The following is a 21,399-nucleotide window of genomic DNA, read 5'->3' as shown; positions in this document are numbered from 1 at the left end:
CTCAATTCCTTAATAAATATAATATTATTGCTATTATAAGGATAGTCGCTAATGCGAGGCTATCTTTAAATTTCCATTTTAACTTACGATAAGTCGTTCGTTGATTCGATGCATTATAACCTCTAGATTCCATGGCTACTGCCAAATCATCCGCTCTCTTAAAGGCAGAAATAAACATAGGTATTAATAAAGGGATAATGGCTTTTAACCTATTAAATATACTCCCTGCTGTTACATCTGATCCTCTTGAAGTTTGAGCTTTAATAATTCTATCTAGTTCATCCATTAATGTAGGTATAAACCTTAATGAAATTGACATCATCATTGCTAATTCATGCACTGGAAACTTGATTTTCTTAAGCGGTCTTAACATAGATTCTATAGCATCCGTTAAACTTATAGGACTTGTTGTTAAAGTCATAATAGTCGATATCATCACTAACAACACAAGTCTTAATACAATAAACGCACCTTGTTGTATTCCGTTCTGTTCAATCGTAAATAACTTTAAGTCTAATACAACTGGTCCACCTTTAGTCACAATTAAATGCATGACGAACGTAAAGATGAATAAAAGCATAACAGGCGTAAGACCTTTAATAAGAAACCAAAATCTTATTTTCGCTAAATACATAATGACTAATACAGTTAACAGCATAAATGCATATGAAGACCATGTGTTACAAAAGAAGATTAAAATCATAAATAAAAATACATATATCATTTTCATCCTAGAGTCTAAGCCATGAATAATTGTATTACCAGGTATATAACGTCCAATTATCATTTTATCAGTCATGACGTTTCACCTGCTTTTCATACATATCTTTAAACATCTCTTCACAAGTTGCAACTTGATCAAATTTCATATTGTATTTAGTTTCTACAGCTCGTTGTAGTTGAATAATCTTAGGTGCTTGCAAGTGTGTTTGATTAAGAAGTTCTTGATTAGTAAATATATTAACAGGTTGATCTTCTGCTACGATTTCACCAGCTTTAATCACTTTCACTTCATCAGCATACTTAAGTACAATATCCATTTGATGTGAGATTAAAATAATCGTAATGCCTAATGTTTGATGTATTTCATTAAACAATTCCATCATGTCATGTTGTCCTCTAGGGTCTAAGCCAACTGTAGGCTCATCAAGGACAAGTATCTCTGGTTCCATAGCTAACACACCAGCGATTGCTATTCTTCGCTTTTGGCCTCCTGAGAGCTCAAAAGGTGATCTCTTTAATATACTTCGCTCCATACCAAGTAAATCTATTAATTCTTCAGCTTTATGAATGGCTGCTGCTTTTTCCATTCCGTAATTAAGCGGACCGAATATAATATCTTTTTCTACTGTATCTTCAAATAATTGATGCTCAGCAAATTGAAATACGATACCAACCTTTTTACGAACTGGAGCAAGTTTTTTGGACTTTGTCTTTTTAGTAATGACTGTATCATCAATTGTGATTTGTCCTTCAGTAGGTTTTAAAATCGCATTTAAATGTTGGATCAATGTAGATTTACCTGAACCTGTTTGCCCAACTATTGCATAAAATTTAGATTCGTTGAACGTAGTCGAAATTTCATTTAAAGCCCTATATTGATAAGGCGTTTTTATACTATAATCATAAGTTACGTGATCAAAGATTATTTTCATAGGCGATTCACCAACTGTTCGAAAGTAGTAAATTCGTAGTTGTTATATAACAAATAATTCATTCTCATTGAGAAAGGTAAGTCTAATCCTATTTCATTCAAATATGCACCTTCTTTAAATATTTCTTTAGGTACATCTTGTTTATAAACTTCACCTTTATTCATGACGATCATGTCATCAGCGTTGATTGCTTCTTCTAAATCATGCGTAATAGAAATCACGGTTAAATGATGTTCTTCCTGAATAGATTTAATTAAATTCATGATGCTTTCTTTACCTTCAGGATCCAACATGGCTGTTGCTTCATCCAAAACCATAACATCCGGAGACATTGCTAAAATACCAGCAATTGCTACACGTTGTTTTTGACCACCAGACAAATGGCTCGGCTCAAATGATTTCATATCAGACATACCAACTTCATTCAATACTTGATCCACTATATCATGCATAACACTATACGCAACACTTTGATTTTCCATGCCGAAAGCAACGTCATATTCTACAGTAGAACCAATAAACTGATTATCTGGATTTTGAAAAACAATACCTATATGCTTTCGTGCTTCTTCAATTGTTTTCTCAGAAAGCGTTAAGTCACCTACTTGAATATTACCATCATATTTTTGATTAATTCCCATTAATAATTTGGCAATTGTAGACTTTCCTGAACCATTATGCCCTACAATTGACGTCCACTTACCTTTTTGGATGCTAAATGAAACATCGTGTAATGCAGCTGGTTCATTTTCATCATATTTAAATGTAACGTTAGAGAACCTAATTATTTTTTCCTGCACCATTTAAATTCATCCTTCAACAAGTTAATTACTACTTCATTTTACAGTATAGATAAGAAATTGTAATCATTAATTGCTTTAAAAGTCCGATGCGTTATTATAGATAAATTTGCACATAAAAAAAATCCGTATAAACGGATTTCAAAATAAAAAAGCGCGCACTCCACCATAGACGAGTTCACGCTATAAGTCATTCAAATGTGGTGGAGTACTCTGAGCTAGACAATATCTATGTGTGGGTAAACATTATCATTGCACTCATTTGCTTTGTGTGTGTTAAATAAATTGTATTTATAAAGAATGATTGAAGTGACTTACGTCACTCCAATAAAGAGTAAATTATACTAATTCAATAATTACTGATTCAGCACCGTCACCGCGACGTGGACCAACTTTCATGATACGAGTATATCCACCTTGACGCTCTTCATAGCGTGGCGCAACATCATTGAATAATTTTTGTAATGCAGTAATTGTTTTGTCATCTTCTAAGATTTTAACATCGCGCAACGTTTCACCAGCTCTACGACGTGAAGCTAAGTCACCTTTTTTACCTAAAGTAATCAAGTTGTCGACAACTTTACGTAGTTCTTTAGCACGAGATTCTGTAGTCTCAATGCGTTCAGAAACGATAAGTTGAGTAGCTAAGTCACGTAACATTGCTTTACGTTGATCAGAAGTACGACCTAATTTTCTGTAACCCATGAATTAACCTCCTTTATTAGTCTTCTTTTCTTAAACCAAGACCAAGATCTTCTAATTTATATTTAACTTCTTCAAGAGACTTACGACCTAAGTTTCTAACTTTCATCATATCTGCCTCAGATTTGTCTGCTAATTCTTGTACAGAATTAATTCCTGCACGTTTTAGACAGTTATAAGAACGTACTGATAAATCTAATTCTTCAATAGACATCTCAAGTACTTTTTCTTTTTGATCTTCTTCTTTTTCAATCATGATTTCAGCATGTTGTGCTTCATCAGTTAAATTAACAAAAATGTTTAAGTGTTCAGTCATGATCTTAGCACCTAAAGAAACTGCTTCTTGAGGAGATAAAGAACCATCTGTCCAAACATCAAGTGTTAATTTATCATAATCACTACTTTGCCCTACACGAGTATTTTCAACTGTATAGTTAACACGATTTACTGGAGAATAAAGTGAATCGATTGGAATAACACCAATTGGCAAATCACTTGTGTTGTTTACTTCAGCTAAAGCATAACCGCGACCTTTATTAGCAATTAAGCGCATCTTAAGGTGTCCACCTTTAGAAACTGTTGCAATTTTTAAATCTGGATTTAATATTTCAACATCACTGTCATGCATGATATCTTTCGCAGTAACTTCACCCTCATCATTAATATCGATTTCAAGTGTTTTGTCTTCTTCTGAATATATTTTAAGAGCCAATTTCTTGATGTTCATAATGATAGTTGTAACATCCTCAACTACATTTTCAACTGCTGAAAATTCGTGAAGAACACCTTCAATTTCGATATTTTTAACTGCCGCACCTGGTAATGAAGATAATAGGATACGACGTAAGGAGTTGCCTAGTGTTGTACCATAACCACGTTCTAGCGGTTCAACAACGAACTTACCGAATGTAGAATCATCACTAACTTCAATTGTTTCAATTCTAGGTTTTTCGATTTCAATCATTTAAATATATCCTCCTTATAAACGTCGATTAAACTTTATTAATTTCTATCCAGTGATTCTTGAACATAAGAACTAACAAAAATTATACGCGACGACGTTTTGGTGGACGACATCCATTATGAGGAACTGGTGTTACATCTCTAATAGCTGTGATTTCTAAACCAGCAGATTGTAACGCACGGATCGCTGATTCACGACCTGGACCAGGACCTTTTACTGTAACTTCTACAGCTTTCAAACCATGTTCCATAGCAGTTTTTGAAGCTGTTTCTGAAGCCATTTGAGCTGCGAATGGAGTTGATTTTTTTGAACCTTTAAATCCTAACGCACCTGCTGAAGACCATGATAATGCATTACCGAAATCATCAGTGATCGTTACGATTGTATTGTTGAATGTTGAGCGAATGTGAGCTATACCACTCTCAATATTCTTTTTCACTTTACGTTTACGAGATACTTGTTTACGTGCCATTTATATGTGCCTCCTTTACTTATTATTTTTTCTTGTTCGCTACTGTTTTAACTGGTCCTTTACGCGTACGCGCATTGTTCTTAGTGTTTTGACCACGAACTGGTAAACCACGACGGTGGCGAATTCCACGGTATGAAGAGATTTCCATTAAACGTTTAATGTTTAAGTTTCTTTCACGACGAAGGTCACCTTCAACTTTGTAACCATCTACAACTTCACGGATACGACCTAATTCGTCATCAGTTAAATCACGAACACGTGTGCTTTCTGATACGTTTGCTTCTTTAATAATTTTTTGTGCTGTTGTTTTTCCGATACCATATACGTAAGTTAACGAAATTACTACGCGTTTCTCACGTGGTACATCTATACCTGCAATACGAGCCATTTAATTACACCTCTCTTTATTAGCCTTGTTTTTGTTTGTGTTTTGGATTTTCACAAATCACCATTACTTTACCTTTACGACGAACAACTTTACATTTTTCGCAAATTGGTTTTACTGATGGTCTTACTTTCATCTTTGTATACCTCCTTGTATTTGGAGTGACGATTATTTATAACGATAAGTGATTCTTCCGCGTGTTAGGTCATACGGAGACATTTCAACTGTTACTTTGTCGCCAGGTAGAATTCTAATATAGTTCATACGGATTTTACCACTAACGTGTGCTAAAATTTCATGTCCATTTTCTAATTCTACTTTAAACATAGCGTTAGGTAAAGTATCTAATACAGTACCTTCTAATTCGATTACATCTTGTTTAGCCATGATCATTTCCCCCTTTTTCTTTTCATTCTCGTGAAATACAAATGTATTTCATGTTTTAAAACCTGGTCCAAAATTAGAGACATACTTTAGGTGATCAAATCACATAGAATAAGCACAGGTTTATAAAATTGGGATGATTTAATACTTAAGATTTGCATTCGACAACACTTCAAATACTTATCGCTTCTCGTAATCACTCCGATTGTATTTCAAAAACCTAAATACTATCTTGATTCTTCAAAATTGAACGCATTCACGCGTTCAAGAATCACCTAAAGTTAGGCGAATTCGGGGTGAAAGCGTCATTACTATAATGATTCAAGAATTTGAATAACATCTTCAGTAACATTATCAATTTGTCGAGAACCATCGATGTTTTTAAGGACACCTTGATTTTCATAGAAATCTAAAAGTGGTTTTGTTTGTTTAACATTAACACTTAAACGATTTGCTACTGTTTCAGGATTGTCATCTTCACGTTGATATAATTTACCACCGTCAAGATCACAAACACCATCAACTTTTGGTGGATTGAATACTAAATGATAAGCTGTACCACATTCTTCACAAATACGTCTGCCTGTTAAACGATTCATAAGTTCTTCTTCTGCAACTTCGATGTTGATAACAGCATCTACTTTGCGTTCTAATTCACTTAAAATTTCATTTAATGCATCAGCTTGTTCAACTGTACGAGGAAAACCATCTAGCAAGAATCCTTTTCTTGCATCTTCTTCAGCTAGTCTTTCTCTAACGATACCTATAGTCACTTCATCTGGTACAAGTTCCCCACGATCCATGTAAGATTTAGCCTCTTTACCAAGGTCAGTCTCTTCTTTGATCGCTTTACGGAACATATCACCAGTTGAGATATGAGGAATAGGGTATTTCTTAACAATTTCACTCGCTTGAGTTCCTTTACCTGCTCCAGGTAAACCCATTAAAATGATGTTCATAAAAACCCTCCTACTTGCTTATCGTCTTCTAAAGCCTCTATATTCTCGTTGATTGAGTTGAGCTTCTAAAGTTTTCATTGTTTCTATTGCAACACCGATAACGATTAGTAAGCTTGTACCACCAACTTGTATAGCTTGAGGTAAACTCATTAACTTAATAGCTAATATTGGAACAATAGATATTAAAGCTAAGAAGATTGAACCAACAAACGTTAAACGATAGAGCACTCTAGTGATGTATTTTTTAGTTTGTTCTCCAGGTCTAATACCTGGAACATAACTACCTTGTTTTTGTAAGTTTTCTGCCATTTTTTCAGGATTAACCTGAACAAATGCATAAAAGTATGCGAACGCTATAATTAATATAACATAAACAATCATACCTATATTATGAGATGGATCAGCGTAAGTTGTAACAGTTTGCGCCCAATCTTGATCAGGGAAGAACAACGTTAGTGTCTTCGGAAGCATGAAAAATGCCATCGCAAATATTACAGGAATTACACCAGCTGCATTAACTTTTAAAGGTAAATATGTTGCGTTTGCAGATAAGGAACTACCAGTACCTTGTTGTTGACGCTTAGCATATTGAATAGGAATTTTACGAATAGCTTGAAGTACATAAACTGCACCAACTGTTAGTAAAATCATTCCAACAAATAAGCCAATCGCTTTTAACCAAGCCATAGTTGTATCATCTGCACCAACAAAACTTTGTTGGTAAAACTGAATTAATGAGTTTGGTATTGAAGATAATATACCAGCGAAGATAATAATAGAAATACCATTACCAACACCGAATTGAGTTATCTGCTCACCTAACCACATTAAGAAAGCTGTTCCTGCAGTTAAAACAAGTGCGATTAACAAGTAATTTAACGTTGAAGTATTTTCAATCAAATTACCGCCCAGCATATTATTAAATGAATAAGACATACCTAAGCCTTGAACAAACGCTAGAACAATTGTGAAGTAACGCGTAAATTGATTAATCTTTTTACGTCCAACTTCACCTTGTTTAGCCCATTCAGTAAATTTAGGTACAACATCCATTTGTAATAATTGCATTACGATTGAAGCAGTAATATAAGGCATAATACCCATTGCTAAAATTGAGAAGTTCTGCAAGGCACCACCACCGAATGTATTGAACAAATCGGTAATACCTTGAGAACCTTTATTTTGATTAAATGCATCTGGATTAACACCAGGAGCTGGAATGTAAGTTCCAACTTTAAATATAACGAGCATTGCTAGTGTGAATAATATCTTGTTACGAATATCTTTAGTCTTTAAAAAACTAACGATCGTTTCAAACATTAGATCACCTCATGCGTTCCGCCCTTACCTTCGATTGCTTCAATTGCTGAAGCTGAGAATTTATGAGCTTTTATTGTTAATTTTTTTTCTAATGAACCGTTTCCTAAAACTTTAACGCCTGATTTTTCAGATTTAACAACACCTGATTCTACTAATAACGCAGGAGTAATTTCTGTTCCATCTTCGAAACGATTTAATTGATCAAGATTAACAATTGCATATTCTTTACGGTTGATGTTAGAGAATCCACGTTTTGGTAAACGACGGAATAATGGTAATTGACCACCTTCGAAACCTAAACGAACACCGCCACCTGAACGTGCTTTTTGTCCTTTAGTACCACGACCACTTGTTTTACCATTACCTGTAGCCATACCACGACCAACACGGTTACGTTCTTTACGAGCACCTTTAACTGGTTTCAACTCATGTAATTTCATTTTGGCACCTCCTTAATACTTATGATGAATTTATTTTTCAGTAACTTTTACTAAGTGACTTACTTTATCGATTTGCCCACGAGTAGCAGGATTATCTTCAACTATTGCAGTTGAATTTGTTTTTTTAAGTCCTAGCGCTTGAACTGTCTTGCGTTGTGTTTCAGGACGACCAATAACGCTACGAGTGAGGGTGATTTCTAATTTAGCCATAGTGTTTGTTCCCTCCTTAATTTAATAATTCTTCTACTGATTTACCGCGTAGACTAGCTACTTGTTCGGCATTTTTAAGTTCTTTAAGTCCTTCAATTGTAGCACGAACCATATTGATTGGTGTGTTAGAACCTAATGATTTACTTAAGATATCAGTGATACCAGCAAGTTCTAATACCGCACGAACTGGTCCACCTGCAATAACACCTGTACCAGGTGCTGCTGGTTTAATTAAAACACGACCTGCACCAAAACGTCCAATAACTTGGTGAGGAGTAGTTCCTTGAACACGTGGAACAGTTACTAAATCTTTCTTAGCATCTTCCACTGCTTTTTTAATTGCTTCTGGTACCTCTTGTGCTTTACCAGTACCGAAACCTACGCGACCATTTTTATCTCCAACAACTACTAAAGCTGTAAAACGGAAACGACGACCACCTTTAACTACTTTAGCTACACGGTTAATCGTAACTACGCGCTCTTCAAATTCTTTAACTTCTTGTTCTTTACGACGCATGAGTGTCCCTCCTTTAAATTAAAATTGAAGTCCGTTTTCACGAGCTGAATCAGCTAATGCTTTGATACGTCCGTGGTATAAATATCCCCCACGGTCAAATACTACAGCTTCAACGCCTTTTTCAGACGCGCGTTTTGCAACGAATTCGCCAACTTTAGCTGCTGCTTCTACATTACCTGATTGCTCTAGGTTTAATTCTTTATCTAAACTTGATGCTTGAGCGATTGTTACACCGTTTAAGTCATCAATAATTTGAGCATAAATATGTTTGTTTGAACGATATACATTTAAACGTGGTTTTTCGCTTGTTCCAGCTAATTTAGCACGTACGCGAGCATGTCTTTTCAAACGAACTTTATTTTTGTCGATTTTAGCGATCATGTTAGTGCTCCTTTCTTATGTTAATGATTACTTACCAGTTTTACCTTCTTTACGACGAACATGTTCGCCTTCGTAACGAATACCTTTACCTTTATAAGGTTCTGGTGGACGGATTGAACGGATGTAAGATGCGATAGCACCAACACGTTCTTTAGAAATACCTTCTACTTTAACTTTAGTGTTTTTCTCTACTGATAATGTAATTTCATCTTCAGCATGGATTTCTACAGGATGAGAATAACCAACGTTTAAGATGATATTTTTACCTTGCATTTGGGCACGGTAACCAACACCAATAAGTTCTAAGTTTTTCTCGAATCCTTTAGATACACCTTCGATCATGTTAGCGATCAATGCACGAGTTGTACCATGTACAGTTTTGTGCTCTTTAGAGTCAGATGGACGTACAACTTCTAAGCTGTTGTCCTCTTGTTTATATGTCATTTCTTCGTTAAATGTACTAGTTAATTCACCTTTTGATCCTTTAACAGTGATTACGTTACCTTCGATAGTAACAGTAACGTCTGCAGGAATCTCAATTATTTTCTTACCAACACGGCTCATTATGTGGGCACCTCCTTATAATTTTATAATTACCAGATATAAGCTAATACTTCTCCACCGATTCCACGTTGTCTAGCATCTTTATCAGTTAAAACACCTTCAGATGTAGAAACAAGTGCAACACCTAAACCGTTAAGAACTTTTGGAAGTTCGTCAGCTTTAGCATAAACACGTAAACCTGGTTTAGAAATACGTTTTAAACCTGTGATAACTCGCTCGTTGTTTTGACCATATTTAAGGAACATACGGATTACACCTTGCTTATCATCTTCGATAAATTCTACGCTTTTTACGAATCCTTCTTTTTTAAGGATTTCAGCGATTTCTTTTTTAATGTTTGATGCAGGTAACTCTAATTTTTCGTGGCGAACCATGTTAGCGTTACGCACGCGAGTTAACATATCTGCAATTGGATCTGACATTGTCATTTGTGTTTCCTCCTTTCATTCTTTTGAGTTTACCAGCTAGCTTTACGTACGCCAGGGATTTGGCCTTTGTATGCTAGTTCACGGAAACAAATACGGCAAAGTTTGAATTTACGGTATACTGAGTGTGGACGTCCACAACGTTCACAACGAGTGTATTCACGAACTCCGAATTTTTGTTGACGTTGTTGTTTAGCGATCATTGATTTTTTAGCCACTTAATTAGCCTCCTTTATAATTAGAGATTACTTTTGAAATGGCATACCGAATTGTGATAACAATTCACGAGCTTCCTCGTCAGTGTTAGCAGTTGTAACGATAACGATATCCATTCCTCGTACTTTACTTACTTTGTCATAATCGATTTCAGGGAAAATTAATTGTTCCTTAACACCTAAAGTGTAATTCCCACGACCGTCGAATGCTTTTTTAGAGATACCTCGGAAGTCACGTACACGTGGTAATGAAACTGAGATTAATTTATCAAAGAATTCATACATTCTTTCTCCACGTAATGTAACTTTTGCACCGATAGGCATTCCTTCACGAAGACGGAAAGTCGCAATTGATTTTTTAGCTTTAGTTACTAATGGTTTTTGACCAGTGATTGTTTGAAGTTCTTCAACAGCAGAATCTAAAACTTTAGAGTTTTGAACTGCATCACCGATACCCATGTTTACAACTATTTTTTCGATTTTTGGTACTTGCATAACTGAATCATAGTTAAATTTCTTAACTAACTCAGTAGAAATTTCATTATTAAACTTTTCTTTTAAACGTGTCAAAGTGGATCCTCCTTTCACTTAATAATTATTCTTGTGATGATTTAATTTCTTCGCCAGATTTTTTAGCGATACGAACTTTTTTACCATCTACTACTTTAAATCCAACACGAGTTGGTTCATTTGTCTTAGGATCAAGTAATTGAACGTTTGATACGTGGATAGTACCTTCTGTTTCTAAGATACCACCTTCTGGATTGAACTGAGTTGGTTTTTGGTGTTTTTTAATAATATTGACACCTTCTACAACTACGCGTTCTTTCTTAGGTAATGCTTCTAAAACTTTACCAGTTTTACCTTTATCTTTACCTGAGATAACGATTACGTTGTCACCTTTACGTACGTGCATGTGTAGGCACCTCCTTAGGAATTTTGTTTTTTATCATTATAGATTAAAGTACCTCTGGCGCTAGAGAAACGATCTTCATGAAGTTACCTTCACGTAATTCGCGCGCTACAGGACCGAATATACGTGTACCACGTGGACCTTTGTCATCACGGATGATTACACATGCATTTTCGTCAAATTTGATGTAAGAGCCATCTTCACGACGTACACCTGATTTAGTACGTACAACAACAGCTTTAACAACTTCACCTTTTTTAACAACGCCACCTGGTGTAGCATTTTTAACAGTAACGACGATAACATCACCAATGTTAGCTGTCTTACGACCAGATCCGCCTAAAACTTTGATTGTTAATACTTCACGAGCACCAGAGTTATCTGCTACTTTTAAGCGTGTTTCTTGTTGGATCATCTTTGTTTGACCTCCCTTATCTTTATACTTCTATTAAATAATTACTGATTCTTCAACAATTTCAACTAGACGGAAACGCTTAGTTGATGATAAAGGACGTGTTTCTGCAATCTTAACGATATCGCCCATTTTTGCTGAATTATTTTCATCATGAGTTTTATATTTTTTTGAATATTTTACACGTTTACCATATAATTTATGAGTTTTGTAAGTTTCTACAACTACTGTAATAGTTTTATCCATTTTATCTGAAACTACTTTACCAACGTAAACTTTGCGGTCATTTCTTTCACTCACAGTAATGAACCTCCTCTACTTGATTATTTATTATCTGCTGCTTTCTCTTCTTCGATTTCTCTTTCGCGAACGATTGTTTTAAGACGAGCAATCGTTTTTCTAACTTTTCGAATGTTAGCAGTCTCTTCAAGTTGACCAGTTGCTAACTGAAAGCGTAAGTTGAATAATTGTTCTTTAGCTTCTTTGATTTCTTTTTCAAGTTCAGTAGTGGTTAAATTTCTGATATCCTTAGCTTTCATTTGTGTCACCACCCAATTCTTCACGTTTTACAAACTTAGATTTAACTGGAAGTTTGTGTGCAGCAAGACGTAATGCTTCGCGGGCTACTTCTTCTTGAACACCTGCGATCTCGAACAAGATACGTCCTGGTTTTACTACTGCTACCCAACCTTCAACTGCACCTTTACCTGAACCCATACGTACTTCTAAAGGTTTTTTAGTATATGGTGTATGTGGGAATATTTTGATCCATACTTTTCCGCCACGTTTCATATAACGTGTCATTGCGATACGAGCTGATTCTATTTGACGAGATGTAATCCAAGCTGCTGTTTGTGCTTGTAAACCATACTCACCAAATGTTACTTCATTTCCGCCTTTTGAACGACCAGTTGTTTTAGGACGATGTTGACGACGGAATTTAACACGCTTTGGTAATAACATTATTATTTTCCTCCTTCACTAGACTTCTTTGTAGGAAGAACTTCTCCACGGTAGATCCATACTTTTACACCTAATTTACCGTAAGTAGTATCGGCTTCTTCATGTGCGAAATCAATATCTGCACGTAGTGTATGAAGTGGAACAGTTCCTTCTGAATATTGTTCTGCACGAGCGATATCTGCGCCACCTAAACGACCAGATACTTGTGTTTTGATACCTTTAGCTCCCAATTTCATTGCGCGTTGGATAGCTTGTTTTTGAGCACGACGGAAAGAAACACGGTTTTCTAATTGACGAGCAATGTTACTTGCTACCAATGTTGCATCTAAATCAACTTTTTTGATTTCGATAACGTTAATGTGTACTTTTTTGTTAGTCAATGCGTTTAATTTGTTACGTAATTTTTCTATTTCAGAACCGCCTTTACCAATAACCATACCTGGCTTACCAGTGTGGATTGCAATGTTGATGCGGTTTGCTGCACGTTCAATTTCAACACTTGAAACTGAAGCTTCTTTTAATGCTTCTGCTATATATTTACGAACTTTTAAGTCTTCATGTAAAAGTGTTGCGAAGTCTTTACCTGCGTACCACTTTGCTTCCCAGTCACGAATTACACCGACACGAAGTCCGATTGGATTAATTTTTTGACCCACTATATTCCCTCCTTAATGATTTAGTTAATTATGCTTCTTTAACTTCTTCTTTAGATTCTTTTTCGCCAACTACTAGTGTAATGTGGCTAGTACGTTTGTTAATCGCACTTGCACGACCTTGTGCACGTGGACGGAAACGTTTTAATGTAGGTCCTTCATTAGCGTAAGCTTCTTTTATAACTAATGTGTCAGGATTTAAATCATAATTATGTTCTGCATTTGCTAATGCTGACATTAATAATTTTTCAACTACAGGTGATGTTGCTTTGTTAGTTAATTTTAAGATGGCAATCGCATCTGCCACTTCTTTACCTCTAATAAGATCTAAAACTAATCTCACTTTACGAGGTGCGATTCTTATTGTTCTAGCAACCGCTTTTGCTTCCATTGTGACTTCCTCCTCTTTTTAGAAATTAGCGTTTAGTCTTCTTGTCGTCTGCAGCATGACCTTTATAAGTACGTGTCGGTGCAAACTCTCCTAATTTATGTCCAACCATATCTTCAGTAATGAAAACTGGAACATGTTTACGGCCATCATATACTGCTATTGTATGTCCGATAAAGTTAGGAAATACTGTTGAACGACGAGACCATGTTTTAATAACTGATTTTTTTTCACCTTCGTTTTGAGATTCAACTTTTTTCATTAAATGATCATCAACGAAAGGTCCTTTTTTAAGACTTCTAGCCATTATGGCGCCTCCCTTCTTATTTATAGCGCGCGGCATCTAAGCCGCACACGTAAATAAGGTATTATTATTTTTTCTTACGACCACGAACGATAAATTTAGATGAACGTTGGCTTTGTTTACGAGTTTTCTTACCAAGTGTTGGTTTGCCCCATGGAGACATTGGTGATTTAAGACCGATTGGTGTACGACCTTCACCACCACCGTGTGGGTGATCGTTAGGGTTCATTACAGAACCACGAACTGTAGGACGTTTACCCATCCATCTAGAACGACCAGCTTTACCAATTGTGATTAATTCGTGTTGTTCATTACCAACTTGACCGATTGTAGCACGGCAAGTAGCTAAGATCATACGAACTTCACCTGATTTAAGACGAACTAATACGTATTTACCTTCTTTACCAAGTACTTGAGCACTTGTACCAGCAGAACGGACTAATTGTCCACCTTTACCTGGTTTTAATTCGATATTGTGAATTGTAGTACCAACTGGAATATCAGTTAGAGCTAATGCATTACCAACTTTGATATCTGCATCTGAACCATTGAAAATTTGTTGTCCTACTTTTAAGCCTTTAGGAGCAATGATATATTTTTTTTCACCATCTGCATATACAACTAATGCAATATTAGCTGAGCGGTTTGGATCATATTCTATAGTTGCTACTTTAGCTGGAATTCCATCTTTGTTACGTTTGAAATCAATTACACGGTATTGACGTTTATGACCGCCACCTCTGTGACGAACTGTCAATTTACCTTGGTTGTTACGTCCCGCTTTTCTCGGAAGCGGTTGTAATAGTGACTTTTCAGGAGTCGTTGATGTAATCTCAGCGAAATCTGAAGATGTCATATTACGACGACCATTTGTAATTGGCTTATACTTTTTAAGAGCCATTGTCGTTTTACCTCCTTAGTGGTAATTGTTTTAGTTAAATAGGTCTATTGAAGAACCTTCTTTTAGAGTTACGATTGCTTTACGACGTTTGTTAGTGAAACCACTGTGACGACCAACACGTTTAGCTTTCGCTTTAACGTTCATGATATTTACAGTGTCTACTTTTACGTCGAAAATTTCTTCGATTGCGATTTTCACTTGTGTTTTATTAGCACGTGTATCTACATCAAATGTGTGTTTATTTAAAGCCATACCTGATGAAGATTTTTCTGTGATTACGGGGCGCTTAATAACATCTCTTGCTTCCATTATGCGAGCACCTCCTCTACTTTATCCACTGCTGCTTTAGTTATTACGACTTTACTAGAATCTAAGATATCTAATACATTTAAACTGTGTGCGTCAATAACTTTAACACCTGGAATGTTACGAGCTGATAATTCAACATTGCTTTCAACTTTATCAACGATGAATAATACTTTTTTAGAAAGTTCTAAATTGCTCATTACATTTTTAAATTCTTTTGTTTTAGGAGTTTCGAAATTGAAAGCTTCTAAAACTGCTAATTCGTTATCACTTACTTTAGCTGATAATGCTGAACGTAATGCTAAACGACGCATTTTCTTAGGCATTTTGTAAGAATAACTTCTTGGTGTAGGACCGAATACAATACCACCACCACGCCATTGTGGCGCACGGATTGTACCTTGACGAGCACGACCTGTACCTTTTTGTTTCCAAGGTTTACGTCCACCACCACGAACTGCTGAACGATTTTTAACTGCATGAGTACCTTGGCGTAATGAAGCACGTTGTAAGTTGACTGCTTCAAATAAAACGTGTTGGTTTGGTTCGATACCAAATACACTTTCATTTAATTCGATAGTTCCTGATTTTGAACCATCTACTTTTAATACATCAATATTAGCCATAATGTTGTTTCCTCCTTTCACATTAATAATTATTTATTACCTTGTTTTATTGAAGTTGTAAGTTTTACTAAACCTTTTTTAGGGCCTGGTACGTTACCTTTAACTAAAATTACGTTATGTTCTGCATCAACTTTAACTACTTCTAAGTTTTGCATTGTAACTGTATTTCCACCCATGCGGCCTGGTAATTCTTTACCTTTAAATACTTTAGAAGCATCTGAAGCCATACCCATTGAACCAGAACCTCTATGGTAACGAGAACCGTGACTCATTGGTCCACGTGAGAAACCGTGACGTTTAATTGAGCCTTGGAAACCTTTACCTTTAGAAACGCCTGTTGCATCAATAATGTCTCCTGCTTGGAAAGTATCTACAGTGACTTCTTGACCTGCCTCGTATGCTGAAACGTCAACGTTTCTGAATTCACGAGTGAAGCGCTTAGGTGCTGAGCCTGCTTTTTTAGCATGTCCTTCAGCAGCTTTAGTTGCATATTTATTAGATTTACGATCTTTTTTATATGCTTTTTTGTCTTCAAAACCGATTTGAACAGCGTTGTAGCCGTCTACTTCTTCAGTTTTAGTTTGTAATACTACGTTTTGACTAGCTTCTACTACAGTTACCGGTATTAATTCACCGTTTTCTGCGAATACTTGAGTCATTCCAATTTTTCTTCCTAAGATTCCTTTGGTCATCGAAAGTCGCACCTCCTGTTATTTTAATGAATTATAATTTGATTTCGATGTCTACACCAGATGGTAAGTTTAAGCCCATAAGAGCATCAACTGTTTTAGGTGTAGGGTTAAGAATGTCGATTAAACGTTTATGCGTACGTTGTTCGAATTGTTCACGTGAGTCTTTATATTTATGAACGGCACGGATTACAGTATAAATTGATTTCTCAGTTGGTAATGGAATCGGGCCAGACACTTGTGCTCCTGAACGTTTAGCTGTTTCAACAATTTTCTCTGCTGATTGATCAATCATGCGGTGATCATACGCTTTTAAACGGATACGAATTTTTTGTTTTGCCATAATTTTCCCTCCTTGTTCGTCTACTTTATAGTGATAGACTTCTCCACGAAAACTCTCTTACACATCGCCATGGCAAAGCGGCCTGGTGTGTCAGTAACCTCTCGCTTCATCGCTTTTTAAAGTCCAACATTAGATATGATACATGATTATTGACTATTTAGCAATAGATAATCAAATATTTTTTCTAAATCCATCTAACACATACCAAAGTATTATAACGAATATTACTTCTCATTTCAATAGATAATATTTAATTAGATAATTTGTAATCTAAATGTTATAATATAACAAGCAATTTTTAACAGGTGGTGAAATCATGAAAAGAGGAATTAAGTCTGTGTTACTTGTTCTTTCTATTATATTAGTGATATCTGAATTTTTATTAGCAACACCATTTCTAGGTGGTGGCATTGTACTTTCAACAGGCTATAATGCTTTAGTACTTAATGGTACATTATATTTTATTGCTACTCTCATTCTATTAATAGATAACCAGAACTCTGTAAAAGTCATTTTTGTCATTCCACTTATAGGGTTAATAGCTAGTTTTGTTGCAATCATTCCAATTATTGGTTGGTTACTACATATTGTAATGGTCGTTCTAATGATTATATTCTTATTTACTATTATAATAGCGCCAGTATATGTACCATCTAAATATTACAAGACGACATATAAAAGTTAATCTCTATATATAAAACAAAACGCCACGTGATTTCACGTGGCGTTTTGTTATTTAAGCATGTACAAATACAAAATATGCGATGAACACAAAGAATAAACCATACATTATAGGATGAATTTCTTTATGTCTCTTTGCTACTATCATTGTAATAGGATAGAAAATAAATCCACATGCAATACCTGTAGCTATTGAATATGTTAATGGCATCATGATCATTGTTAAGAAAGCTGGAACTGCTATCTCAAATTTTTGCCAATCAATTCTGCCTAAGTTACTTACCATAAGAACACCAACAATAACTAACGCTGGTGCCGTTACTGCACTTGTAACGACTCCCATTAAAGGTGAGAACAATAAAGCTGCTAAGAAACACATACCAGTTACAACACTCGCAAAACCAGTTCTTGCGCCTACTGCTACACCTGCACTTGATTCAATATAACTCGTTGTAGTAGAAGTACCAAATATAGCACCTACTATTGTAGCTAATGAATCTGCGAATAATGCTTTCCCAGCTCTAGGTAATTTATTATCTTTCATTAATCCAGCTTGGTTTGCAACTGCAACTAATGTACCTGCTGTATCAAAGAAGTCTATAAATAAGAATGTTAAAACGACAATTAAGAATTGTACATTAAATATTGTTGATAAATCACCAAACGCTTCGAAAGCTGCTCCAAATGTTGGCGCAACACTTGGCATTTTTCCTACAACACTATCAGGCATTGCGATTAATCCTGTAATTAAACCTGCTACAGCTGTTAATACCATACCTATAAATATTGCACCTGGTAATTTTTTAGCCATCAATATAATTGTAATAATAATACCAAATACTGCGAGTAATACTTCTGGGTTATGTATAGACCCTAGTGTAACTAACGTAGATTCTTCTTTTTTAACGATTCCCGCTCCTTGCAAGCCTACAAAAGTAATAAATAATCCAATACCCGCTGATACAGCCATTTTCAATTCAAATGGTATTGCATTTATAATAACTTCCCGTAAACCACTCATCGTTAATAATGCAAATATCAATCCTGAGAATAACACACCTGTTAAACCAGTTTGCCAAGGAATACCCATTGTTAATACTACTGTAAAGGCAAAAAATGCATTTAATCCCATACCTGGTGCCAAAGCTATCGGATATTTGGCAATAATACCCATGAATAAACAACCGACTAACGCCGCTAAAGCAGTAGCAACAAATACTGCCCCTTGATCCATTCTCATTGAATCAGGTACATTTTCTACACTTGCTAAACTTAACATAGATGGGTTAACGGCTAATATATAGGCCATTGACAGGAAAGTTGTTAAACCACCCAATATCTCTCTTTTATAATTAGTTCCCAATTCATCAAACTTAAAGTAACGTTTCATAGTATGACTCCTTTTTTAATTTCAACACTGTACATTGTATTACTCAGCACATTAAAAATCAATACTATCACGAACATTTAATAAAGCTATTTTATTTTCGTTCGTGTTATTGACACATACCTTTATTGCAGTGATGTGATTTCAAGCGAACTATGATCACTATGTAACAAAAAGCACCAGTACTTTCAACTTAAGTACTAGCGCTTTTATGATGTTATAATTTCAAATCTTTTAACGCATCTTTAAATGGATTGTTTTCTACTTCATCATTCTTCATATATTGTTTCATTTCTTTTTTGCCTATCTTACCAGTTTTTCTGTTTTTAAGTCTTTCATCCATATGTTCTTGTGTTTCCGTATGACCACATACACAACGGTAAGTTGCTTTTTTACCTGTACCATATAGCGTTAATTTTTTCTTACAATTTGGACATCTAGCGTTTGTTTGTCTTTGTTGGTTCTTTTTAGTCTTACAAGTAGGATCCTGACATACAAGCATTTGACCATTTTTAGTTTTGACTTTAAGCATGAATTTACCACAAGTTGGGCACTCAGTTGTCGTTATATTATCATGTTTGAATTTGTCTTCGCTATTTTTAATGTCTGCAATGATTTCTCTCGTAAAGTCTCTCATCTCTTTCATGAACGTTCCTTTAGAATACTGTCCTTTTTCAATTTGGTTTAATTTCATTTCCCAATTTGCTGTAAGTTCAGGAGAAGTTAGTTGCTCAGGTGCTAAATTCAATAACTGCTTACCTTTAGGTGTAATTTTAATTTTACCTTGAATCGCTTCTATCACATTAGAACTATATAACTTTTCAATGATATCCGCTCTCGTTGCTACAGTACCAATTCCACCTGTTTCATTTAATGTTTGTGCCATTTTTTTATCTTTAAGTTTAAAGAACAATTGTGGTGATTCCATCGCTTTAAGCAACGTTCCTTCATTAAAGTATGCAGGTGGTTCTGTATCTTTAGTAGAAATGTTTACTTTTTGTATTTTTAGTTGTTGTTGTTCTTTGAAAGGTAATTCTTTAACAATCGCTTTTTCTTGATGAATAGCTTTAAACCCTAATTCAGTTGCTACTTCTTGAACAAGCTTAAACTTCTCACCTTCACATGTTAATTCTACAGTTGTTTCTTCATATTGATATGGTGGTAATAACACTTCTAAAAATCTTTCAGCTACGATCATATAAATTTTTTCTTCTCTTGGTGATAATTGATCCATGTTAGGTCTTACTTCAGTTGGAACAATTGCATGGTGATCTGACACCTTATTATTATCTATGAAATGCTTACCTGCTTTAATTTGTTGTTTTAGTAATGGAACTGCATATGATTTTAGTGATGTTGCACTTAGTGAAGAAACTCTTTCTTTTAATGAAGAAACCATATCATCCGTAAGATAATTTGAATCTGTTCTCGGATACGTTAATACTTTATGTTGTTCATATAATGACTGCATTGTATTTAACGTTTCTTTCGCACTCATTTTATAACGTTGATATGCAGTTTGCTGTAGACTTGTTAAGTCATATAACTTCTGTGGGTATTTCGTTTTCTTTTTCTTGTAAACTTTATGAATCGTTCCAATATTATTCTGAACTTTTTCTTTAATTTGTTCTATTAATTCTGAATCAAATGTTTTATCTCCATTTTGATGAATCCAATTAAATTTGTAACCATCTATATCGATATTCATTTGATAGTATTCTTTCGGTTTAAACGATTGTATTTCATTTTGTCTCATTTGTACTAGATTCAATGTTGGTGTTTGAACTCTACCACATGACAATTGCGCGTCATATTTCGTCGTTAAAGCTCTCGTCGCATTGATACCAACAATCCAGTCTGCTTCACTTCTACATAGTGCAGCTTGATACAAATTGTTATATGCTTCTCCAGGCTTTAAATTTTGAAAACCTGTTTTAATTGCTTTCTCAGTAACCGAACTGATCCATAAACGTTTTAAAGGCTTTTTAACTTTAGCTCGCTCGATAATTAATCTTGCTACAAGCTCTCCTTCTCTACCGGCATCTGTCGCAATGATAATCGAGTTCACATCATCTCGCTTCATTAAATGTTGAACTGTATTAAATTGACTTCTCGTCTTCTTAATAACGACATGTTTCATATATTCCGGTATGATCGGCAATACATTTAAATCCCATTCTTTGAACTTTTTATCATATTCTTCTGGTGTGGCATTTGTTACAAGATGTCCTAATGCCCATGTTACGATATATTGTTTATTCTCAAAATAACCTTTCTTCTGATCATGAACACCTAATGCTTTGGCTATGTCACGACCGACTGAAGGTTTTTCCGCAAGAACTAATGCTTTCATATTATTTCACCCATTCTTTTTTACATTCGTATCATTATAACACGAATAAATACTGTTCTAAAGTTATCAAAAACTTTTATAAAGTTT

The 21,399-nt window shown here is 35.1% G+C and carries 35 protein-coding genes; 1 reads left to right on the top strand and 34 read right to left on the bottom strand.

Translation table 11 applies throughout. The features are described from left to right. Nucleotide 1: 1 nt before the first annotated feature. The 32 genes from PYW35_RS03115 to rpsJ all read right to left on the bottom strand — a co-directional run bounded on the left by PYW35_RS03115 (nucleotide 2) and on the right by rpsJ (nucleotide 16,891). Nucleotides 2–799: an energy-coupling factor transporter transmembrane component T family protein gene (locus PYW35_RS03115; RefSeq protein WP_016911121.1), complete on the bottom strand. Its 798-nt coding sequence runs from the start codon at nucleotides 797–799 to the stop codon at nucleotides 2–4. Next, nucleotides 792–1,655, bottom strand: a complete 864-nt coding sequence (locus PYW35_RS03110) for an energy-coupling factor transporter ATPase (RefSeq protein ID WP_016911120.1) — start codon at nucleotides 1,653–1,655, stop codon at nucleotides 792–794. Before PYW35_RS03110 ends, PYW35_RS03115 begins: the two co-directional genes overlap by 8 nt. After that, complete coding sequence (locus PYW35_RS03105) at nucleotides 1,652–2,458, bottom strand: energy-coupling factor transporter ATPase (RefSeq protein ID WP_103322224.1); 807 nt, start codon at nucleotides 2,456–2,458, stop codon at nucleotides 1,652–1,654. Before PYW35_RS03105 ends, PYW35_RS03110 begins: the two co-directional genes overlap by 4 nt. A gap of 336 nt (nucleotides 2,459–2,794) precedes the next feature. Next, nucleotides 2,795–3,160 carry a 50S ribosomal protein L17 gene (gene rplQ / locus PYW35_RS03100; RefSeq protein ID WP_016911118.1) on the bottom strand — a complete coding sequence of 122 codons (366 nt, stop codon included), beginning with the start codon at nucleotides 3,158–3,160 and terminating at the stop codon, nucleotides 2,795–2,797. Between the two features lie 16 nt (nucleotides 3,161–3,176). Then, a complete protein-coding gene (locus PYW35_RS03095; protein WP_016911117.1) occupies nucleotides 3,177–4,121 on the bottom strand; it encodes a DNA-directed RNA polymerase subunit alpha in 945 nt (314 codons plus the stop codon). An 82-nt stretch (nucleotides 4,122–4,203) separates the two neighbouring features. Continuing rightward, nucleotides 4,204–4,593 (bottom strand): 30S ribosomal protein S11, encoded by a 390-nt coding sequence (gene rpsK, locus PYW35_RS03090; RefSeq protein ID WP_016911116.1) that lies wholly within the window; start codon nucleotides 4,591–4,593, stop codon nucleotides 4,204–4,206. 22 nt (nucleotides 4,594–4,615) lie between these two features. After that, on the bottom strand, nucleotides 4,616–4,981 hold the full coding sequence (gene rpsM / locus PYW35_RS03085) for a 30S ribosomal protein S13 (RefSeq protein WP_016911115.1): 366 nt from the start codon (nucleotides 4,979–4,981) through the stop codon (nucleotides 4,616–4,618). A gap of 19 nt (nucleotides 4,982–5,000) precedes the next feature. Continuing rightward, nucleotides 5,001–5,114, bottom strand: a complete 114-nt coding sequence (gene rpmJ / locus PYW35_RS03080) for a 50S ribosomal protein L36 (protein WP_016911114.1) — start codon at nucleotides 5,112–5,114, stop codon at nucleotides 5,001–5,003. Between the two features lie 32 nt (nucleotides 5,115–5,146). After that, nucleotides 5,147–5,365: a translation initiation factor IF-1 gene (gene infA, locus PYW35_RS03075; protein ID WP_001118443.1), complete on the bottom strand. Its 219-nt coding sequence runs from the start codon at nucleotides 5,363–5,365 to the stop codon at nucleotides 5,147–5,149. A 308-nt stretch (nucleotides 5,366–5,673) separates the two neighbouring features. Further along, nucleotides 5,674–6,321 carry an adenylate kinase gene (locus PYW35_RS03070; protein ID WP_016911113.1) on the bottom strand — a complete coding sequence of 216 codons (648 nt, stop codon included), beginning with the start codon at nucleotides 6,319–6,321 and terminating at the stop codon, nucleotides 5,674–5,676. A gap of 18 nt (nucleotides 6,322–6,339) precedes the next feature. Continuing rightward, entirely contained in the window at nucleotides 6,340–7,641 is a 1,302-nt protein-coding gene (secY, locus tag PYW35_RS03065) for a preprotein translocase subunit SecY (protein WP_016911112.1), read from the bottom strand. After that, nucleotides 7,641–8,081 carry a 50S ribosomal protein L15 gene (gene rplO / locus PYW35_RS03060; protein ID WP_016911111.1) on the bottom strand — a complete coding sequence of 147 codons (441 nt, stop codon included), beginning with the start codon at nucleotides 8,079–8,081 and terminating at the stop codon, nucleotides 7,641–7,643. Before rplO ends, secY begins: the two co-directional genes overlap by 1 nt. A gap of 30 nt (nucleotides 8,082–8,111) precedes the next feature. Next, a complete protein-coding gene (gene rpmD, locus PYW35_RS03055) occupies nucleotides 8,112–8,291 on the bottom strand; it encodes a 50S ribosomal protein L30 (protein WP_016911110.1) in 180 nt (59 codons plus the stop codon). A gap of 16 nt (nucleotides 8,292–8,307) precedes the next feature. Next, complete coding sequence (gene rpsE / locus PYW35_RS03050) at nucleotides 8,308–8,808, bottom strand: 30S ribosomal protein S5 (protein ID WP_016911109.1); 501 nt, start codon at nucleotides 8,806–8,808, stop codon at nucleotides 8,308–8,310. Nucleotides 8,809–8,826: 18 nt separating this feature from the next. Continuing rightward, nucleotides 8,827–9,189 carry a 50S ribosomal protein L18 gene (rplR, locus tag PYW35_RS03045; RefSeq protein WP_016911108.1) on the bottom strand — a complete coding sequence of 121 codons (363 nt, stop codon included), beginning with the start codon at nucleotides 9,187–9,189 and terminating at the stop codon, nucleotides 8,827–8,829. Between the two features lie 27 nt (nucleotides 9,190–9,216). Beyond that, a complete protein-coding gene (rplF, locus tag PYW35_RS03040) occupies nucleotides 9,217–9,753 on the bottom strand; it encodes a 50S ribosomal protein L6 (RefSeq protein ID WP_016911107.1) in 537 nt (178 codons plus the stop codon). Between the two features lie 29 nt (nucleotides 9,754–9,782). Beyond that, entirely contained in the window at nucleotides 9,783–10,181 is a 399-nt protein-coding gene (gene rpsH, locus PYW35_RS03035; protein ID WP_016911106.1) for a 30S ribosomal protein S8, read from the bottom strand. Between the two features lie 29 nt (nucleotides 10,182–10,210). Next, nucleotides 10,211–10,396, bottom strand: coding sequence for a type Z 30S ribosomal protein S14 (locus PYW35_RS03030; protein ID WP_016911105.1), 186 nt, complete (start codon nucleotides 10,394–10,396; stop codon nucleotides 10,211–10,213). 27 nt (nucleotides 10,397–10,423) lie between these two features. Then, the gene (gene rplE / locus PYW35_RS03025) at nucleotides 10,424–10,963 is read right to left on the bottom strand and encodes a 50S ribosomal protein L5 (RefSeq protein ID WP_016911104.1); all 540 of its coding nucleotides are present in this window, start codon (nucleotides 10,961–10,963) and stop codon (nucleotides 10,424–10,426) included. A gap of 25 nt (nucleotides 10,964–10,988) precedes the next feature. After that, on the bottom strand, nucleotides 10,989–11,309 hold the full coding sequence (gene rplX / locus PYW35_RS03020) for a 50S ribosomal protein L24 (protein WP_016911103.1): 321 nt from the start codon (nucleotides 11,307–11,309) through the stop codon (nucleotides 10,989–10,991). Nucleotides 11,310–11,352: 43 nt separating this feature from the next. Next, nucleotides 11,353–11,721, bottom strand: a complete 369-nt coding sequence (gene rplN / locus PYW35_RS03015; RefSeq protein WP_016911102.1) for a 50S ribosomal protein L14 — start codon at nucleotides 11,719–11,721, stop codon at nucleotides 11,353–11,355. A 33-nt stretch (nucleotides 11,722–11,754) separates the two neighbouring features. Beyond that, nucleotides 11,755–12,018, bottom strand: a complete 264-nt coding sequence (gene rpsQ, locus PYW35_RS03010) for a 30S ribosomal protein S17 (RefSeq protein ID WP_016911101.1) — start codon at nucleotides 12,016–12,018, stop codon at nucleotides 11,755–11,757. Nucleotides 12,019–12,041: 23 nt separating this feature from the next. Next, nucleotides 12,042–12,257 (bottom strand): 50S ribosomal protein L29, encoded by a 216-nt coding sequence (gene rpmC, locus PYW35_RS03005; RefSeq protein WP_016911100.1) that lies wholly within the window; start codon nucleotides 12,255–12,257, stop codon nucleotides 12,042–12,044. Then, nucleotides 12,247–12,681: a 50S ribosomal protein L16 gene (gene rplP / locus PYW35_RS03000; protein WP_016911099.1), complete on the bottom strand. Its 435-nt coding sequence runs from the start codon at nucleotides 12,679–12,681 to the stop codon at nucleotides 12,247–12,249. Before rplP ends, rpmC begins: the two co-directional genes overlap by 11 nt. Before the next feature lie 2 nt (nucleotides 12,682–12,683). After that, a complete protein-coding gene (rpsC, locus tag PYW35_RS02995) occupies nucleotides 12,684–13,337 on the bottom strand; it encodes a 30S ribosomal protein S3 (protein ID WP_016911098.1) in 654 nt (217 codons plus the stop codon). 28 nt (nucleotides 13,338–13,365) lie between these two features. Next, nucleotides 13,366–13,725, bottom strand: coding sequence for a 50S ribosomal protein L22 (rplV, locus tag PYW35_RS02990; protein WP_016911097.1), 360 nt, complete (start codon nucleotides 13,723–13,725; stop codon nucleotides 13,366–13,368). Between the two features lie 25 nt (nucleotides 13,726–13,750). Continuing rightward, on the bottom strand, nucleotides 13,751–14,029 hold the full coding sequence (gene rpsS, locus PYW35_RS02985) for a 30S ribosomal protein S19 (RefSeq protein ID WP_016911096.1): 279 nt from the start codon (nucleotides 14,027–14,029) through the stop codon (nucleotides 13,751–13,753). A 64-nt stretch (nucleotides 14,030–14,093) separates the two neighbouring features. Continuing rightward, the gene (gene rplB / locus PYW35_RS02980) at nucleotides 14,094–14,927 is read right to left on the bottom strand and encodes a 50S ribosomal protein L2 (protein ID WP_016911095.1); all 834 of its coding nucleotides are present in this window, start codon (nucleotides 14,925–14,927) and stop codon (nucleotides 14,094–14,096) included. A gap of 30 nt (nucleotides 14,928–14,957) precedes the next feature. Next, a complete protein-coding gene (rplW, locus tag PYW35_RS02975) occupies nucleotides 14,958–15,236 on the bottom strand; it encodes a 50S ribosomal protein L23 (RefSeq protein WP_016911094.1) in 279 nt (92 codons plus the stop codon). After that, nucleotides 15,236–15,859 (bottom strand): 50S ribosomal protein L4, encoded by a 624-nt coding sequence (gene rplD, locus PYW35_RS02970; protein ID WP_016911093.1) that lies wholly within the window; start codon nucleotides 15,857–15,859, stop codon nucleotides 15,236–15,238. Before rplD ends, rplW begins: the two co-directional genes overlap by 1 nt. Before the next feature lie 29 nt (nucleotides 15,860–15,888). Then, nucleotides 15,889–16,551 carry a 50S ribosomal protein L3 gene (gene rplC, locus PYW35_RS02965; protein ID WP_016911092.1) on the bottom strand — a complete coding sequence of 221 codons (663 nt, stop codon included), beginning with the start codon at nucleotides 16,549–16,551 and terminating at the stop codon, nucleotides 15,889–15,891. 31 nt (nucleotides 16,552–16,582) lie between these two features. After that, on the bottom strand, nucleotides 16,583–16,891 hold the full coding sequence (rpsJ, locus tag PYW35_RS02960) for a 30S ribosomal protein S10 (RefSeq protein ID WP_016911091.1): 309 nt from the start codon (nucleotides 16,889–16,891) through the stop codon (nucleotides 16,583–16,585). 316 nt (nucleotides 16,892–17,207) lie between these two features. Between rpsJ and PYW35_RS02955 the strand changes: the two genes are divergently transcribed. Continuing rightward, nucleotides 17,208–17,576, top strand: coding sequence for a hypothetical protein (locus PYW35_RS02955; RefSeq protein ID WP_016911090.1), 369 nt, complete (start codon nucleotides 17,208–17,210; stop codon nucleotides 17,574–17,576). Between the two features lie 51 nt (nucleotides 17,577–17,627). Here the strand turns inward: PYW35_RS02955 and PYW35_RS02950 are convergent, their stop codons facing one another. Both PYW35_RS02950 and PYW35_RS02945 read right to left on the bottom strand, forming a co-directional pair. Beyond that, nucleotides 17,628–18,962: an NCS2 family permease gene (locus tag PYW35_RS02950; protein WP_103322225.1), complete on the bottom strand. Its 1,335-nt coding sequence runs from the start codon at nucleotides 18,960–18,962 to the stop codon at nucleotides 17,628–17,630. Between the two features lie 214 nt (nucleotides 18,963–19,176). Continuing rightward, entirely contained in the window at nucleotides 19,177–21,312 is a 2,136-nt protein-coding gene (locus PYW35_RS02945; RefSeq protein WP_016911088.1) for a DNA topoisomerase III, read from the bottom strand. Nucleotides 21,313–21,399: the final 87 nt, after the last annotated feature.

This window comes from Mammaliicoccus vitulinus (assembly GCF_029024305.1).
Taxonomy (GTDB): Bacteria; Bacillota; Bacilli; order Staphylococcales; family Staphylococcaceae; genus Mammaliicoccus; species Mammaliicoccus vitulinus.
The sequence above is the reverse complement of the archived record's forward strand: the minus strand, read 5'-3'. Positions and strand labels throughout refer to the sequence as shown.

What these genes read in the sequence shown, in the direction of transcription:
- rpsJ (WP_016911091.1), bottom strand. Translation starts at nt 16,891, where the DNA reads ATGGCAAAACAAAAAATTCGTATCCGTTTAAAAGCGTATGATCACCGC.
- rplP (WP_016911099.1), bottom strand. Translation starts at nt 12,681, where the DNA reads ATGTTATTACCAAAGCGTGTTAAATTCCGTCGTCAACATCGTCCTAAA.
- rpsM (WP_016911115.1), bottom strand. Translation starts at nt 4,981, where the DNA reads ATGGCTCGTATTGCAGGTATAGATGTACCACGTGAGAAACGCGTAGTA.
- rplF (WP_016911107.1), bottom strand. Translation starts at nt 9,753, where the DNA reads ATGAGCCGTGTTGGTAAGAAAATAATTGAGATTCCTGCAGACGTTACT.
- rplO (WP_016911111.1), bottom strand. Translation starts at nt 8,081, where the DNA reads ATGAAATTACATGAGTTGAAACCAGTTAAAGGTGCTCGTAAAGAACGT.
- rplW (WP_016911094.1), bottom strand. Translation starts at nt 15,236, where the DNA reads ATGGAAGCAAGAGATGTTATTAAGCGCCCCGTAATCACAGAAAAATCT.
- rpsS (WP_016911096.1), bottom strand. Translation starts at nt 14,029, where the DNA reads ATGGCTAGAAGTCTTAAAAAAGGACCTTTCGTTGATGATCATTTAATG.
- rpsK (WP_016911116.1), bottom strand. Translation starts at nt 4,593, where the DNA reads ATGGCACGTAAACAAGTATCTCGTAAACGTAAAGTGAAAAAGAATATT.
- rplD (WP_016911093.1), bottom strand. Translation starts at nt 15,859, where the DNA reads ATGGCTAATATTGATGTATTAAAAGTAGATGGTTCAAAATCAGGAACT.
- rplR (WP_016911108.1), bottom strand. Translation starts at nt 9,189, where the DNA reads ATGATCGCTAAAATCGACAAAAATAAAGTTCGTTTGAAAAGACATGCT.
- rplX (WP_016911103.1), bottom strand. Translation starts at nt 11,309, where the DNA reads ATGCACGTACGTAAAGGTGACAACGTAATCGTTATCTCAGGTAAAGAT.
- PYW35_RS03070 (WP_016911113.1), bottom strand. Translation starts at nt 6,321, where the DNA reads ATGAACATCATTTTAATGGGTTTACCTGGAGCAGGTAAAGGAACTCAA.
- rplQ (WP_016911118.1), bottom strand. Translation starts at nt 3,160, where the DNA reads ATGGGTTACAGAAAATTAGGTCGTACTTCTGATCAACGTAAAGCAATG.
- PYW35_RS03095 (WP_016911117.1), bottom strand. Translation starts at nt 4,121, where the DNA reads ATGATTGAAATCGAAAAACCTAGAATTGAAACAATTGAAGTTAGTGAT.
- rpmJ (WP_016911114.1), bottom strand. Translation starts at nt 5,114, where the DNA reads ATGAAAGTAAGACCATCAGTAAAACCAATTTGCGAAAAATGTAAAGTT.
- PYW35_RS03110 (WP_016911120.1), bottom strand. Translation starts at nt 1,655, where the DNA reads ATGAAAATAATCTTTGATCACGTAACTTATGATTATAGTATAAAAACG.
- PYW35_RS02955 (WP_016911090.1), top strand. Translation starts at nt 17,208, where the DNA reads ATGAAAAGAGGAATTAAGTCTGTGTTACTTGTTCTTTCTATTATATTA.
- rplN (WP_016911102.1), bottom strand. Translation starts at nt 11,721, where the DNA reads ATGATCCAACAAGAAACACGCTTAAAAGTAGCAGATAACTCTGGTGCT.
- rplB (WP_016911095.1), bottom strand. Translation starts at nt 14,927, where the DNA reads ATGGCTCTTAAAAAGTATAAGCCAATTACAAATGGTCGTCGTAATATG.
- PYW35_RS02945 (WP_016911088.1), bottom strand. Translation starts at nt 21,312, where the DNA reads ATGAAAGCATTAGTTCTTGCGGAAAAACCTTCAGTCGGTCGTGACATA.
- rplC (WP_016911092.1), bottom strand. Translation starts at nt 16,551, where the DNA reads ATGACCAAAGGAATCTTAGGAAGAAAAATTGGAATGACTCAAGTATTC.
- infA (WP_001118443.1), bottom strand. Translation starts at nt 5,365, where the DNA reads ATGGCTAAACAAGATGTAATCGAATTAGAAGGTACTGTATTAGATACT.
- rpmD (WP_016911110.1), bottom strand. Translation starts at nt 8,291, where the DNA reads ATGGCTAAATTAGAAATCACCCTCACTCGTAGCGTTATTGGTCGTCCT.
- PYW35_RS02950 (WP_103322225.1), bottom strand. Translation starts at nt 18,962, where the DNA reads ATGAAACGTTACTTTAAGTTTGATGAATTGGGAACTAATTATAAAAGA.
- secY (WP_016911112.1), bottom strand. Translation starts at nt 7,641, where the DNA reads ATGTTTGAAACGATCGTTAGTTTTTTAAAGACTAAAGATATTCGTAAC.
- PYW35_RS03115 (WP_016911121.1), bottom strand. Translation starts at nt 799, where the DNA reads ATGACTGATAAAATGATAATTGGACGTTATATACCTGGTAATACAATT.
- PYW35_RS03105 (WP_103322224.1), bottom strand. Translation starts at nt 2,458, where the DNA reads ATGGTGCAGGAAAAAATAATTAGGTTCTCTAACGTTACATTTAAATAT.
- rpsE (WP_016911109.1), bottom strand. Translation starts at nt 8,808, where the DNA reads ATGCGTCGTAAAGAACAAGAAGTTAAAGAATTTGAAGAGCGCGTAGTT.
- rpsH (WP_016911106.1), bottom strand. Translation starts at nt 10,181, where the DNA reads ATGACAATGTCAGATCCAATTGCAGATATGTTAACTCGCGTGCGTAAC.
- rplV (WP_016911097.1), bottom strand. Translation starts at nt 13,725, where the DNA reads ATGGAAGCAAAAGCGGTTGCTAGAACAATAAGAATCGCACCTCGTAAA.
- rpmC (WP_016911100.1), bottom strand. Translation starts at nt 12,257, where the DNA reads ATGAAAGCTAAGGATATCAGAAATTTAACCACTACTGAACTTGAAAAA.